Raw genomic sequence first — 13,490 nt, 5'->3', positions numbered from 1 at the left:
GCGAGCCCCAGCCCGTGAACTCAATCCTCCATATCCCGTCTCATAGGAGGAATTAAGTCCAGACTCGCGCTAAACTGCGCGGGTTTTCCGCCCCCTATTCTTCGGAGCCGTCCATGTCCCGCGTTACCTTGAGTCGCTATTTGATTGAGCAGACCCGCAGCAACAATACCCCTGCCGATCTGCGCTTTTTGATCGAAGTGGTGGCGCGTGCATGCAAGGAAATCAGCCATGCCGTGTCCAAGGGCGCGTTGGGCGGTGTCCTGGGCAGCATGGGCACCGAGAACGTGCAGGGCGAAGTGCAGAAGAAACTCGACGTGCTGTCGAACGAAATCCTGCTCGAAGCCAACGAATGGGGCGGCCACCTGGCTGGCATGGCGTCCGAAGAAATGGACAACGCCTACCAGATCCCGGGCAAATACCCCAAGGGTGCCTATCTGCTGGTGTTCGACCCACTGGACGGTTCGTCGAACATTGACATCAACGCGCCGGTCGGCACCATCTTCTCGGTGCTGCGTTGCCCGAACGAATACCTGAGCCAGAACGAAGCCCTGAATGAAAAGGCCTTCCTGCAACCGGGCACCGAGCAGGTCGCCGCCGGTTATGCCATCTACGGCCCTCAGACAATGCTGGTGTTGACCCTGGGCGACGGCGTGAAAGGCTTCACCCTGGATCGCGAGATGGGCAGCTTCGTACTGACCCACGAAGACATTACCATTCCTGAAACCACCCAGGAATTCGCCATCAACATGTCCAACCAGCGTCACTGGGAAGCCCCGGTACAACGCTACGTCAACGAGTTGCTGGCAGGTGAAGAAGGTCCGCTGAAAAAGAACTACAACATGCGCTGGGTCGCGGCGATGGTTGCCGATGTGCACCGTATCCTGACCCGTGGCGGTCTGTTCATGTACCCGCGCGACAGCCGTGAGCCGTCCAAGCCGGGCAAGCTGCGCCTGATGTACGAAGCCAACCCGATGTCGTTCCTGGTGGAACAGGCGGGCGGTGCTTCCACCGATGGCCACCAGCGTATCCTCGATATCCAGCCTGAAGGCCTGCACCAGCGCGTAGCAGTGTTCCTTGGCTCGAAAGAAGAAGTGGCCCGCGCCACGGCCTACCACAAGGAATAAATCATGGCCGAGCCCTGGCAGCCGTTACTCGATTGGTGGTTTGGTTCAGCCAACACCCCGGACGAAATAGCGGCTGACAAGGGCAAGCTGTGGTTTGGCAAGGGCCACGATCGCCAGGCGCAAGAGCGCTTCGGCGCTCTGGTCGAGCAGGCACTGGCCGGCGGATTGACCGAATGGGCGCAACGCCCGGAAGGTTGGCTGGCCCTGGTGCTGTTACTCGATCAACTTCCGCGGATGATCTTTCGCGACACCCCCAGAAGCTTTTCCGGCGACCTGCGTGCCCAAGCGCTGGTAGCACAGGGACTGGCGGCGGGTTTCGACCGGCACCTCAAGCCCATCCAGCGCGTATTTATCTACCTCGTACTCGAACACTGCGAAAACCTCGCGGTGCAGAACGAAGCCGTGTCGCGGTTCATCGACCTGGTCCGGGAGCAACCGGAGGCGCAGCGGGCGGTGTTTGAAGACAACCTGGATTATGCCGAACGGCATCAGAAGATCATTGCCCGGTTTGGACGCTTCCCTCATCGCAATGCGGTGTTGGGGCGTGAGTCGACGGCTGAGGAGATGGAGTTTTTGAAGAGGCCTGGGTCGCGATTTTAGTGAAGCCCTACGGATTACTTCGAAGTAATCGTTTCATCAGCAACGTGGGTAAGCTCTTGCGGCTGTCGGCAATGATACGGACATAGATCGTTTGGCCTCGTACTTCATAAATGATTCTGTTCATCCCTGACACTATTTGACGATACTGGCCGAGATTGAGCCTTTCGATTTCTGCCGGAATTGATCCCGCATAGGGCAAGGTCTCCAACTGACGGATCGCCGTTTTAAGGCTGGCGTAGGTATTCTGCCAAGCTTGAAGAGAAAATCGCTCAATGAGATAGCTACGAAGTTCCTTAAGGTCCGCTTCAGCCGATTGAAGGATGACGATGTTCAACCTCATTGAATGTCGGCCTTGTCCAACTCACCGAAGACCTCTTCAATCGCCTTGAATTTACCGTCTTCAATCTCTTGATTGCCCATCGCCAACAATTTCAGCAGCGCCATTGTGTCTTCTTGCTCTTCGAAGCTTTTTACATCCATCACCACCAGCTTGGCTTCACCGTTCTGGGTGATGACCAGCGGCTCTCTAGTCTCGGTGATCGTCTTGACGATCTCAGCGGTATGGCTTTTCAAGTAGCTGATGGGTTTGATTTGGGATGACAGCTTCATCAGGTGGACCTCGGAATTGTGGATGGACCGATTCTAGTCTTAATTCGGTCTTGCGTCAGGGCTGCGCTGACATAAGGTCTCGCATGCGCTAATGCCGCTATCGCGAGCAAGCCCGCACAGTCTCTGTGAAGCTTGCTCGGGATGTAGGCGCTAGATCCTGAAACTACCCACCAACTGCTTCAACCGCGCCGCCTGCTGCTCAAGGTCGGCACAGGCCCGCAACGTTGCTTGCAGGTTCTCCACGCCTTCCTGGTTCAGGGTGTTGATTTCGGTGATGTCGACGTTGATCGATTCCACCACGGCGGTCTGTTCTTCGGTGGCGGTGGCCACGGACTGGTTCATGCCGTCGATTTCTCCGATGCGCTGGGTCACGCTGCCCAGGCGTTCGCCGGCCTGGTTGGCGATGCCGACGCTGCTCTCGCTCTGCCGCTGGCTGTCGGTCATGGTCAGCACCGCTTCCCGCGCGCCGACTTGAAGCTCTTCGATCATCTTCTTCACTTGTTGCGCCGAATCCTGGGTGCGGTGGGCCAGGTTGCGGACTTCATCGGCGACCACCGCGAAGCCACGTCCGGCTTCACCGGCCCGGGCGGCTTCGATGGCGGCGTTCAGTGCGAGCAGGTTGGTCTGTTGGGAGATGCTGGTGATCACCTCAAGGATCTGGCCGATGTTCACCGTGTTGCTGTTCAGGGTTTCGATGTTGCCGCACGAGTCGCTGATCTTGGCCGACAGCTGCTGCATCGCCGTGATGGTTTTATCCACCACCTGCTGGCCATCTTCAGCCAGGTTGCGGGCTTCGCTGGAATGCTGCGAGGCGAGGGCGGCGTTCTGGGCGATTTCCTGGGCGGCGGCGCCGAGCTCGTTGATCGCCGCGGCCACGCTGCTGGTGCGCGACGCCTGCTGGTCGGAGTTGTACATCGACGAGTTGGACGCGCTGACTACGCGCAGCGCCACTTCGTTGACCTGACCGGTCGCCGAAGCCACTTCGCGGATCGATGTGTGGATACGCTCTACAAATCGGTTGAACGAGGTGCCCAGGGCGCCAAATTCGTCCTGGCCATGAATGACCAGGCGCCGGGTCAGGTCACCTTCGCCCTCGGCGATGTCATGCATGGCGCGGCCCATGGTCAGCAGCGGTTGCATCAGTACGCGGATCAGCATGCCCAGCAGGGCGATGATGAACACCACGGCGATGGCCATGGCAATCAACGCCGAGGTGCGGAACTCGCTGAGCATCGCCAGCGCCGTGCTCTTGTCGAGCACCAGCGCCACGTACCAATCCGCCCCGGGTACGCCATTCACGCGGGTGAAGGAGATGAATTGGGTCTTGCCGTCGAACTCGACTTCCTTCATGCCCGGGCTGACGTGCGGCGCGCCGTTGGGGTAGGCCTCGGCGAGCGTCTTGAGCACGCGCTTGCTGTCGGGATGGACCAGGATCTTGCCCTCGGCGCTGACGATGAACGCATGGCCGTGGCCGCCGAAATTCAGCGAGTTGATGATGGCGCTGACGCTCGACAGGTCGATGTCCGCCCCCGCCACGCCGATCATCTGGTTTTGGCGTTGTACCGGCGTGGCAACAGTGATCACCAGCTTGCCCGACGAAGCCGCGATGTAGGGTTCGGTGACGATGGTTTGCTGGGCGCTGTTGGCGGCCTTGTACCAGCCGCGAGCGCGAGGGTCGTAATCGGCGGCACGATTGCCGGCGGGTATCGAGAACATGACGCCGTCGGTACCGCCGAAATAGCTGAGCTGGAAGTTGCCGGTATAAGCCGGCAGGCCCACGGCGCGTTTCAAGCTCTCGGCGCTGTTTCCATCAATGGCGATTTGCTGGGCCAGCGATTGCAACAGTTGAATACGGCCCTCGACCCACGTCTGGATATTACGACTGGTCAGGTTGCCGAGTTCCTGCATGGACGTCTCGGTGCTGGCGTTGAGGCTTTGTCGTTGGCGGTAATCGTTGAACAGGATGAAACAGGCGAATGCGACGGCCACCACGAGGGCGGCCGCCAGCAGGATTTTATGGCTGAATTTCATATTTCTGGTCATTAAGAGCGCTACCGCGGAGGGACGGGTCAGAAAGGGGCGCCAATTTGCCATAACACTGGACTTTGCGCTGTTACTTTTTATCGGCGCAAAGGTCAGGCCCATCAGGCTTCAGCGGCCCATTCCCGACGAAAGGCACGACGGCGTCACAAACTGGACGACCAGGCCGATGAAACACCACTGTGCGGCCAATAAATACTGGGTCCGTCGGGGAACCAGATAGGGGTTTTCTCTTCTAAGGTTCAGGTTGGCACCCTGCCACCTCCCTTCCGTTCCAGGAGTTACACCATGTCGCTGCGATCTATCGCCCTGCTGTTTATGTGCGTCGTGTTGACCGCATGCAGCAAGGTCAACCAGGAAAACTATTCGAAGTTGTCGGCCGGCATGCCCAAGGCCGAGGTCGAAACGTTACTGGGGCAACCGACTGATTGCTCGGGCGCGCTCGGCATGTCCAGCTGCACTTGGGGCGACCAGAAAAGCTTTATCAGCGTGCAGTACGCGGGTGACAAAGTGTTGATGTTTTCCGGCCAAGGCCTGAAGTGATCTGAAGTAAACCGGGGCCAAGCGCCCGCGGGAGAAAAAAATAATGATGCGGTTAGTTTTTGTGCTTCTGGCTGGCCTGGTATTGGCTGGCTGTGCCACTTCTGGCGAAGACCCGTTGGCGCCCAAGACTGTCAACAGTGTCAATCTCAAGCGTTACCAAGGGACCTGGTACGAGTTGGCCCGGCTGCCGATGTATTTCCAGCGCAACTGCGCACAATCCGAAGCCCACTACACCCTCAAGCCTGACGGCAATGTGGATGTATTCAACCGCTGCCTGACGTCGGACTGGCAGTGGGAGGAAGCCAGGGGTACGGCCTCCCCGCAAGTGCCAGGCAAGACTGACAAGCTGTGGGTCGAATTCGACAACTGGTTCTCGCGGATCGTACCGGGTGTGGCGAAGGGTGAATATTGGGTGTTGTACGTCAGCGACGATTACAAGACGGCAATTGTCGGCGATCCGAGCCGTCGCTACATGTGGCTGCTGTCCCGCTCGCCAACAGTCAATGTGGACGTGCGGGAAGAATTGCTGAGCAAGGCGCGCCAGCAGGGCTATGACACGACACGGTTGATCTGGCGTGCGTCGGATCGGCAGATGGCCAAGACTTCGGATTGACTACTGTCCTGAATCAACGTGCGTGAGCGGTCTTGAACTGGCCTGATGATTCGCACTTCTCAATAGGGCGCTCTGCTGCGCCCGGATTCTGAATTTCGCCATGACGGTACGCTGGGCACTGGCGTCAACACTCCGCTTTTCGTGAGCGTGTCGGCATTGATCGGCGTCGCCTTGGACATCGTACCGCTGGCGGTGCCGTTCAGTCTGGTCATCGACTGAGTGCGTGCTGCAACTCTCCTCAAACCCGCATCGGGTCAAGATCTGCTCAACTCTGTCGATACATTGCGCAGAACTCTCAGTAACTCCTCCTGGATATGCAGCAGGCGACGTGCGCGCTCTGGTCGCGTGCGTCATGTTCCTCGCCGTTTGCGTGAATGAGTGGTTTTTTACGCCTGCGCCAAAGCATCGGTCCGGTCAAGCACAGTCGGGACATTGGCGGCGTAATTGAACCCTACGCGTTCTGCTTCTGGCGGGCCGAGGCACGGTGGGTGGTTTCCCTATTTTCATGGAGTTGTACCATGCCAGTTCCTTACCAGTGTCCCGCTCGCCTGGGCAAGCGTCTGCTGTATTACGCCGTCGCGCTGGTGGGGGCGAGTGCGGCCCCGTTCGTCTTCGCGCTGAGCATTCCCGATGCCGGACAGTTATTGAACGAGCACCAGCAGACACTGCCGTCCGAGCCTCGTTCTACCGAACCACCGCCGGCGTTCGAGCTTCCCTCCGACAGCCGCCGTCCTGCGGATTCCGGGCTTCGCGTGCAGCTCAAAGAGATTTACTTCAGTGGTGATACCGGGCTGGCCCAAGCGGAGAATCTTCAAGAACTGGTCAAGCCCGCCCTGGGAAAGACACTCGATCATGCAGGTCTGCAGCAGTTGGCCGACAGCCTCACCCGCTACCTTCGCGGACGCGGCTACGTGCTGGCCCGCGCGTATCTGCCCCGGCAGGATCTGACGGAGGGCAAGTTGCAGATCGCCCTGGTCAAGGGGCGGCTGCAGTCTGGCGCCTCACGCATCGAACTGAACGGCAATACCCGCAGCAGCAACGCTCGCTTGCGACAAATCGCCGAGGCTGCGCTGCCGGAAGGCAAGGTGCTGCAAGTCGAGGATCTGGAGCGCGCTTTGCTGCTGATCAATGATCAGCCCGGTGTAAGTGCCCAGTCGGCGCTTGAGCGCGGCACTGAGCGCGGCACCAGCCGCCTGTTGATCAACGCCAAGCAGGGTGCCCTGGTCGATGGCGGGGTTTCGATGGACAACTATGGCAATCGCAGTACGGGTACTGCCCGTGCCAATGCACAGATAAACCTCAACGACCCACTGGGTATCGGCGACCAACTGAGTATCGGCTTGAGCAAAAGTACAGGCAGCGACATTGTTGGCGGCTCTTACAGTGTGCCGCTGACAGCCTCCGGTCTGCGCCTCAACGCCTCGGCCTCTTATCTGCGGTATGAGGTGGATCAGGAGCAGTTCCGCTCGCTGGATCTGCGTGGTTCAGCCCGTAGCGGCTCGCTGGGGCTCAGCTATCCGTTGATTCGCTCACGCCTGCAGAATCTCAATCTGTCGGCGACTTATGAATACAAGGCGCTCGAGGATCGTGGCCTGGGTACCAACCTGCGTGATCGCGAGCTGAATAATTTGATCGTTGCCCTGAACGGTAACCGCTTCGACAGTTTCGCAGGTGGCGGTGTGACGGATGCCATGGTGGCGTTGACGCTTGGCGAACTGGATCTGTCCGGTAATCGCGATGATCAGTTTGCCGACAGCACAAGTGCCCAAAGCGACGGCAGCTTCCACAAGCTCAACGTGCGTGTTTCCCGCCTGCAGAGCTTGGGGCTCGCTAGTCCATGGACGTTGTTCGGCGGCGTTTCGGCGCAGTGGGCCGGTGACAACCTCGACTCCTCGGAAAAATTCCTGCTCGGTGGCCCTGCCGGTGTTCGCGCCTATCCGGTTGGCGAAGCCTCCGCGGATCATGGCTGGCTGGCCACCCTTGAGCTGCGCCGCAACATTGATCTGGGTCTGCCAAGCGTCACGATGCAGGGCCTCGGGTTTTTCGACACCGGTCGTGTCTGGCTGAACGAGAACCCTTGGCCAGGCTCGCTCAACAATGCCGATCAGACGAATCGCTACGCCCTGCACGCCGTCGGCTTGGGCACCAACCTGTGGGCGGGCGATTTCAGTGTCCGTACCGCTGTGGCGCGCACGCTAGGCAGCAACCCGGGACGGGGACAGTCAGGGCTGGACGCGGACGGCCGCGACAGCCACTGGCGCGCCTGGGTCCAGGTCTCATACGCATTCTGATCAGACCTGGTACGGTCTCTATCTAGGAGCACCTCATGCAGCGCGCTTCATTGAACCATCTTTATCGTCTTGTCTGGAGCGATGCCGATCAGGCATTTGTTGCCATAGCGGAACATTCCACCTCAAGGGGCAAGTGCGCTGGGGTAGTCGGCGTCCTCGCCGTCCTTGGCCTGCTCGGTAGCGGGATGGTTCAAGCGGCCGAGCTGCCCACTGGCGGATCTGTAGTCGGTGGCAGCGGAGCGATCTCGCAGAACGGCAGCCATATGGTCATCGACCAGCACACCGGCAAACTCGTCACCCATTGGAACAGCTTCGATATTGCTGCTGATGCCAGCGTCACTTTCCGTCAGCCAGACGCCCGGAGCGTCGCGCTCAACCGCGTCACAGGCGGCGGCAGCGCCAGTCGGATCATGGGCAGGCTCAACGCTAATGGTCAGGTGTGGCTGCTCAACCCTAATGGGGTGGTGATCGGTAAAGGCGCGCAAGTCAATGTTGGCGGTCTGGTGGCGTCCTCCCTGAAGATCACCGACGAGGATTTTCTTGCTGGCAAAACCGCTTTGAAGGATGGCGCCGGAGCGGGTGCGGTGCTCAACCAGGGCACGGTCAACGCGGCGCCGGGTGGCGTGGTCGCATTGATCGGCCCGCAGGTCGGCAACAGCGGAACAATCCGTACCCCTGGCGGCAGCACCGTGCTGGCCGCAGGCGATAAGGTCAGCCTCGATTTCCAGGGGGACGGCCTGGTGAGCGTCAACATCGACCGCGGTGTGCTCGACGCGCTCGTTCAGAACGATGGCCATATCAGCGCCGACGGCGGCATGGTTGCCTTGAGCGCACGCTCCGCCGATGCCGCATTGAACAGTGTGATCAACAATACCGGCCTCATCGAGGCCAAAGGTCTGGTCACGCGCGGTGGTCGCATCCTGCTTGACGGTGATAGCGAGGGCGGTCTGACCCAGATCGCCGGTACGCTTGATGCGTCCTCCGGGCATGGCCGGGGCGGCGACATCGTAGTGACGGGGGAGCGGATCGTCGTTGCCGATGCAACCCTCAAGGCCAGCGGGACGAGCGGTGGCGGTACGATCAAGGTCGGTGGTGGCTGGCAAGGCCAGGATACCGGCGTGGCCACCGCCAGGCAGGTGACGGTCGAGCGTAACGTCAAGGTGAACGCGGATGCGACCCACGACGGCGACGGCGGTACTGTCGTGTTCTGGGCTGACGGGGACAACCGTTTTGCCGGCGATATCTCTATCCGTGGCGGTGCCCGGGGCGGCAACGGTGGCAAGGCCGAAGTATCCGGTAAGCAGACGCTGCAGTATGCCGGCACGACCGATGCCCGTGCGGCCAAGGGGCGCACGGGTGATCTGTTGCTCGACCCGACCAACATCACCGTTTCCGGCGGCACTGGGGTCAGTGGTAACTGGTCCGCCGGCAGCGGTAACGTGACGGTCTTTGAGAAGACGCTGGAAGCCCAGTTGGCTAACGTGCTGATGCAGGCAACCAACAATATCAACTTTGCGAATCTGAACCTCAATGGTGGCGACGGCGTCATCACCCTGCAGGAAAACATCAGTTTCCGTGCCGAGGCGCTCGGTGGCAGTAACGCAACCATTACCTTCGCCAACCCGAACAATACGCTTGCGGTTTCCGGTACGGGCAGTATCTACATGCAGGCCGGCGGCACTGGCACCGGCTCTATCAGCAATGTGTTCAACCTAACTGCGTCGGGCGCCGGCGTGAATCCCGCTTTGGCCAGTTTGCCCGATCACAACGTCTCCTCGATTGGCAACGGTACGCCTGGAGCGGGCAGCATCACGTTGCTGGGTGCCGACGGTTTGACCATTGCCGGCGCGCTGACCACCGCAGGCGGTTACGTGAGGATGTCCAGCGATTCCGATAGCGGTGGTCGTGGCGCATTGACCATCAATACGCCGATCACCACCAACGGTGGCAACCTCTACCTGTCGTTCGGCACCGCCGCAAACGCTGATAGCATTGCCATCCTCAACAGCAATATCGCGCTCGGCGCGGGACGGCTGTATTTCGGCGACGCGATGGGCAGCAAGGCGCTAGGCGGTTCCACCGGAGAGAAGCGTCTGGCGGGTTTACTCAGCCTGAGCGGCGATGTCAACTTCAGTACGCCAATGACCATGCTTGCCGGGGCCTCGATCTATACCGACGGGGCGATCAACTTCACCAACACGCTCAACCTGAATACCGGCGCCGGCCGGCTGACGCTGCGTGCCAACAACGTCGACTTCACCCAGGCGACGCTGCAGAACCTGAGTACTGCCAGCATTCGCCTGGAACCCTTCGATGCGACTACGGACATCCAGTTGAACAGCAGTAGCGGGAGTGCCGGTGGCGGCATTCTCCTGGATGCGAACGCGCCGGCTACGGACATCAGCAAGCTGCTGGGGGCCAACAACCTGACTATCGGCCGTTCTGACGGCACCGGCATCACCTCGGTTGATGCCTCCGGTTTCGGCTTCAGTGCCGGCAACAACCTGACGCTGCTCAATGGCGACATCCAGATCGATGGACAATTGCGCAACACCCATGCGAACGGGCATATCATCGCCCAAGCGGGCACCGGGGATGTGGTCATCGGCAGCGCAGGTACGGTCAGCGCCCAGGGCACCGGCGATGCCGTCGTATTGGTCGCCGCGCGCAACCTGGTCAACCAGGCCGGCGCCAACGCATTGGCTGCCAACAATGGCCGATGGCTGACCTATTCCACCAGCCCGCTGGATGATACCCGCGGCGCACTGGCTGCCGCCTTCAAGCAGTACGCAGCGCAATTTGGCGACACGGTGCTGGGTACGGGCAATGGCCACCTCTACAGTTTTGCGCCCAAGGTGCATGTCGAGCTGCAGGGGGAGGTGCGCAAGACCTATGATGGAAACACCACCGCGACGGTGACGAACCCCAACTTTGCCATGAGTGGGGCAATCGATGGCGATACCATCGACGTACTTTCGTTCGGCAGTGCCTCTTACGCGGATAGAAATGCGGGGGCGGGCAAGCTGGTGACGGTGGACAACGTCGAAGTGTCCGAAGCGACCAAGGGTGCGGTAAAGATCTTTGGCTATCAGGTCGATGCCTCCAGTGTCAGCGGAAATGTTGGCCGGATCGATCGTAAGGTCCTGACCGCTACTGCCGACGTGGCCGACAAAACCTACGACGGCAGCACCACGGCGAGCCTGAGCAACCTCGCGCTGATCGGCATCGTGGGTGCTGATGCCGGCAAGGTAGAGACTGTTGGTACCACCGGAACCTTTGTCGACAAGAACGCCGGCCAGAACAAAGCGGTCAGCGGCTCGGGCGTTGCCTTGAGCGGTGACGAGGCGAACAACTACGCATTCGACACCGCTGCCCGGATCGGCACGGCCGATATCGACCGCAAGGTCTTGACCGCCACTGCCGACGTCGCCGACAAAATCTATGACGGCAACACCACAGCCAACCTGAGCAACCTCGCGCTGATCGGCATCCTGGGTGCTGATGCCGGCAAGGTCAACGCCAGTGGCACCACCGGCGCCTTTATCAACAAGAACGCCGGCCAGAACAAAGCGGTCCGCGGCTCGGGCGTTGCCTTGAGCGGTGACGAGGCGAACAACTATGCGTTCGACACCACGGTGCAGATCGGCACGGCCGATATCGATCGCAAGGTCTTGACCGCCACTGCCGACGTCGCCGACAAAATCTATGATGGCAACACCACAGCCAACCTGAGCAACCTCGCGCTGATCGGCATCGTGGGTGCTGATGCCGGCAAGGTAGAGACTGTTGGTACCACCGGAACCTTTGTCGACAAGAACGCCGGCCAAAACAAAGCGGTCCGCGGCTCGGGCGTTGCCTTGAGCGGTGACGAGGCGAACAACTACGCATTCGACACCGCTGCCCGGATCGGCACGGCCGATATCGACCGCAAGGTCTTGACCGCCACTGCCGACGTCGCCGACAAAATCTATGACGGCAACACCACAGCCAACCTGAGCAACCTCGCGCTGATCGGCATCCTGGGTGCGGATGCCGGCAAGGTCAACGCCAGTGGCACCACCGGCGCCTTTATCAACAAGAACGCCGGCCAGAACAAAGCGGTCCGTGGCTCGGGCGTTGCCTTGAGCGGTGACGAGGCGAACAACTATGCGTTCGACACCACCGTGCAGATCGGCACGGCCGATATCGACCGCAAGGTCTTGACCGCCACTGCCGACGTCGCCGACAAAATCTATGACGGCAACACCACAGCCAACCTGAGCAACCTCGCGCTGATCGGCATCGTGGGTGCTGATGCCGGCAAGGTAGAGACTGTTGGTACCACCGGAACCTTTGTCGACAAGAACGCCGGCCAGAACAAAGCGGTCCGCGGCTCGGGCGTTGCCTTGAGCGGTGACGAGGCGAACAACTACGCATTCGACACCGCTGCCCGGATCGGCACGGCCGATATCGACCGCAAGGTCTTGACCGCCACTGCCGACGTCGCCGACAAAATCTATGACGGCAACACCACAGCCAACCTGAGCAACCTCGCGCTGATCGGCATCCTGGGTGCTGATGCCGGCAAGGTCAACGCCAGTGGCACCACCGGCGCCTTTATCAACAAGAACGCCGGCCAGAACAAAGCGGTCCGTGGCTCGGGCGTTGCCTTGAGCGGTGACGAGGCGAACAACTATGCGTTCGACACCACTGCCCGGATCGGCACCGCAGATATCGGCCGCAAGCTATTGAATGCGACGATAGGGATCGCCAATAAACCTTTCGACGGTGGAAATACCGCGACCATCCGGGCTGTCGCTCTTGCTGGTGTGATTGCCGGCGACGGGGTCGGGGCCACAGGCAAGGCGTTGTTTGACACACCAAAGGCAGGCCAGGGCAAGCCCGTGAGTGTGATCAACCTGTTGTTGCACGGCGCCGATGCGGCCAATTATCAGCTGGCTGACCAGCTGCAAGTGGGCACGGCAAACATTGATCCGTCTTTTCACACTCCAGTGGGGCTGATCAATGTTGCGCCGGGAGCTAATGGCACCGAAGTCGCTATCAAGCGCCCGGGAGATCGGGTGGTTGCAGAGGGGCTGTCCCCCGCGCAGCCGATCCCGTCTACCGCCTTGTTCAGCGATACGCCGAACCTGACTGATGTCGCTGCCAATTTTGTCGGCGTTAATCAGCTGGTTCTGCAGGATGCTGTACTCAACGGCAATGGCAGGATGAGCCTGGCCCTGGCTGACGGTGTCGCCGAGCCTGCGGTGCAAAAAAGCCTGGCGCTTTACCGCACCCGTGCCGGCGAACCGCTAAATGGGGAAGGGCAGTATTCGGCGACCGACCTGGGCAACAGCCTTACGCTGGAGCTGATAGATGCGAGCAACCGTCAAGCGCCTGTGCTGCAAGGCTCCGGTAGCGGCTCGGTGGAAGGTTCAGTCGCAATGGCCAACGGCAATCGCCTGAGCTTGCAGGTGACCCTGCTGGGTGACGGAGTGCTTCTGGTGAAGGTTCCTGCTGTGGCAAGCGACATCGCCAGTAATGAGCTGGCGGCCTATGGGCTGGTCGTAGCCAAGAAGCGGCTGGGCATCAGCGTTCGTAGCATTGAAGCGGTGATCATCGAGCATTCGCTGAGGCAAGCGCGAATTGTCGACAAGTCCCAAGAGGTCGTCAGCCGTTGAGGTAGCACCC

9 protein-coding genes are annotated in these 13,490 nt (G+C 60.3%); 6 read left to right on the top strand and 3 right to left on the bottom strand.

All coding sequences use genetic code 11. The features are described from left to right. Positions 1 to 113 precede the first annotated feature (113 nt). Both J3P82_RS24150 and J3P82_RS24145 read left to right on the top strand, forming a co-directional pair. A complete protein-coding gene (locus J3P82_RS24150) occupies positions 114 to 1,124 on the top strand; it encodes a class 1 fructose-bisphosphatase (RefSeq protein WP_025211364.1) in 1,011 nt (336 codons plus the stop codon). 3 nt (positions 1,125 to 1,127) lie between these two features. After that, positions 1,128 to 1,724 (top strand): DUF924 family protein, encoded by a 597-nt coding sequence (locus J3P82_RS24145; RefSeq protein WP_434559156.1) that lies wholly within the window; start codon positions 1,128 to 1,130, stop codon positions 1,722 to 1,724. Positions 1,725 to 1,731: 7 nt separating this feature from the next. On the opposite strand, the gene J3P82_RS24140 is transcribed toward J3P82_RS24145, so the two are convergent. From J3P82_RS24140 to J3P82_RS24130, 3 genes are all read right to left on the bottom strand, one after another. After that, positions 1,732 to 2,064 (bottom strand): type II toxin-antitoxin system RelE/ParE family toxin, encoded by a 333-nt coding sequence (locus J3P82_RS24140; protein WP_434559154.1) that lies wholly within the window; start codon positions 2,062 to 2,064, stop codon positions 1,732 to 1,734. Then, positions 2,061 to 2,333 (bottom strand): type II toxin-antitoxin system Phd/YefM family antitoxin, encoded by a 273-nt coding sequence (locus tag J3P82_RS24135; protein ID WP_186613274.1) that lies wholly within the window; start codon positions 2,331 to 2,333, stop codon positions 2,061 to 2,063. Before J3P82_RS24135 ends, J3P82_RS24140 begins: the two co-directional genes overlap by 4 nt. A 150-nt stretch (positions 2,334 to 2,483) precedes the next feature. Further along, positions 2,484 to 4,376, bottom strand: coding sequence for a methyl-accepting chemotaxis protein (locus tag J3P82_RS24130; protein ID WP_434559152.1), 1,893 nt, complete (start codon positions 4,374 to 4,376; stop codon positions 2,484 to 2,486). Between the two features lie 285 nt (positions 4,377 to 4,661). Between J3P82_RS24130 and J3P82_RS24125 the strand changes: the two genes are divergently transcribed. The 4 genes from J3P82_RS24125 to J3P82_RS24110 all read left to right on the top strand — a co-directional run bounded on the left by J3P82_RS24125 (position 4,662) and on the right by J3P82_RS24110 (position 13,480). Next, positions 4,662 to 4,916 (top strand): hypothetical protein, encoded by a 255-nt coding sequence (locus J3P82_RS24125; RefSeq protein ID WP_434559150.1) that lies wholly within the window; start codon positions 4,662 to 4,664, stop codon positions 4,914 to 4,916. A 43-nt stretch (positions 4,917 to 4,959) separates the two neighbouring features. Beyond that, positions 4,960 to 5,529 carry a lipocalin family protein gene (locus J3P82_RS24120; RefSeq protein WP_434559148.1) on the top strand — a complete coding sequence of 190 codons (570 nt, stop codon included), beginning with the start codon at positions 4,960 to 4,962 and terminating at the stop codon, positions 5,527 to 5,529. Between the two features lie 518 nt (positions 5,530 to 6,047). Next, positions 6,048 to 7,820, top strand: a complete 1,773-nt coding sequence (locus J3P82_RS24115) for a ShlB/FhaC/HecB family hemolysin secretion/activation protein (RefSeq protein WP_434559146.1) — start codon at positions 6,048 to 6,050, stop codon at positions 7,818 to 7,820. Positions 7,821 to 7,855: 35 nt separating this feature from the next. Beyond that, positions 7,856 to 13,480, top strand: coding sequence for a YDG domain-containing protein (locus tag J3P82_RS24110; RefSeq protein WP_434559144.1), 5,625 nt, complete (start codon positions 7,856 to 7,858; stop codon positions 13,478 to 13,480). Positions 13,481 to 13,490 lie beyond the last annotated feature (10 nt).

Origin of the sequence: Pseudomonas sp. Z4-20 (assembly GCF_051131955.1) — a bacterium.
Taxonomy (GTDB): domain Bacteria; phylum Pseudomonadota; class Gammaproteobacteria; order Pseudomonadales; family Pseudomonadaceae; genus Aquipseudomonas; species Aquipseudomonas marvdashtae.
This window is presented reverse-complemented; position numbering and strand designations above follow the sequence as displayed.

Excerpts from the sequence above, each read along its gene's own strand:
- J3P82_RS24150 (WP_025211364.1), top strand. The coding sequence starts at position 114 with ATGTCCCGCGTTACCTTGAGTCGCTATTTGATTGAGCAGACCCGCAGC.
- J3P82_RS24145 (WP_434559156.1), top strand. The coding sequence starts at position 1,128 with ATGGCCGAGCCCTGGCAGCCGTTACTCGATTGGTGGTTTGGTTCAGCC.
- J3P82_RS24140 (WP_434559154.1), bottom strand. The coding sequence starts at position 2,064 with ATGAGGTTGAACATCGTCATCCTTCAATCGGCTGAAGCGGACCTTAAG.
- J3P82_RS24135 (WP_186613274.1), bottom strand. The coding sequence starts at position 2,333 with ATGAAGCTGTCATCCCAAATCAAACCCATCAGCTACTTGAAAAGCCAT.
- J3P82_RS24130 (WP_434559152.1), bottom strand. The coding sequence starts at position 4,376 with ATGACCAGAAATATGAAATTCAGCCATAAAATCCTGCTGGCGGCCGCC.
- J3P82_RS24125 (WP_434559150.1), top strand. The coding sequence starts at position 4,662 with ATGTCGCTGCGATCTATCGCCCTGCTGTTTATGTGCGTCGTGTTGACC.
- J3P82_RS24120 (WP_434559148.1), top strand. The coding sequence starts at position 4,960 with ATGATGCGGTTAGTTTTTGTGCTTCTGGCTGGCCTGGTATTGGCTGGC.
- J3P82_RS24115 (WP_434559146.1), top strand. The coding sequence starts at position 6,048 with ATGCCAGTTCCTTACCAGTGTCCCGCTCGCCTGGGCAAGCGTCTGCTG.
- J3P82_RS24110 (WP_434559144.1), top strand. The coding sequence starts at position 7,856 with ATGCAGCGCGCTTCATTGAACCATCTTTATCGTCTTGTCTGGAGCGAT.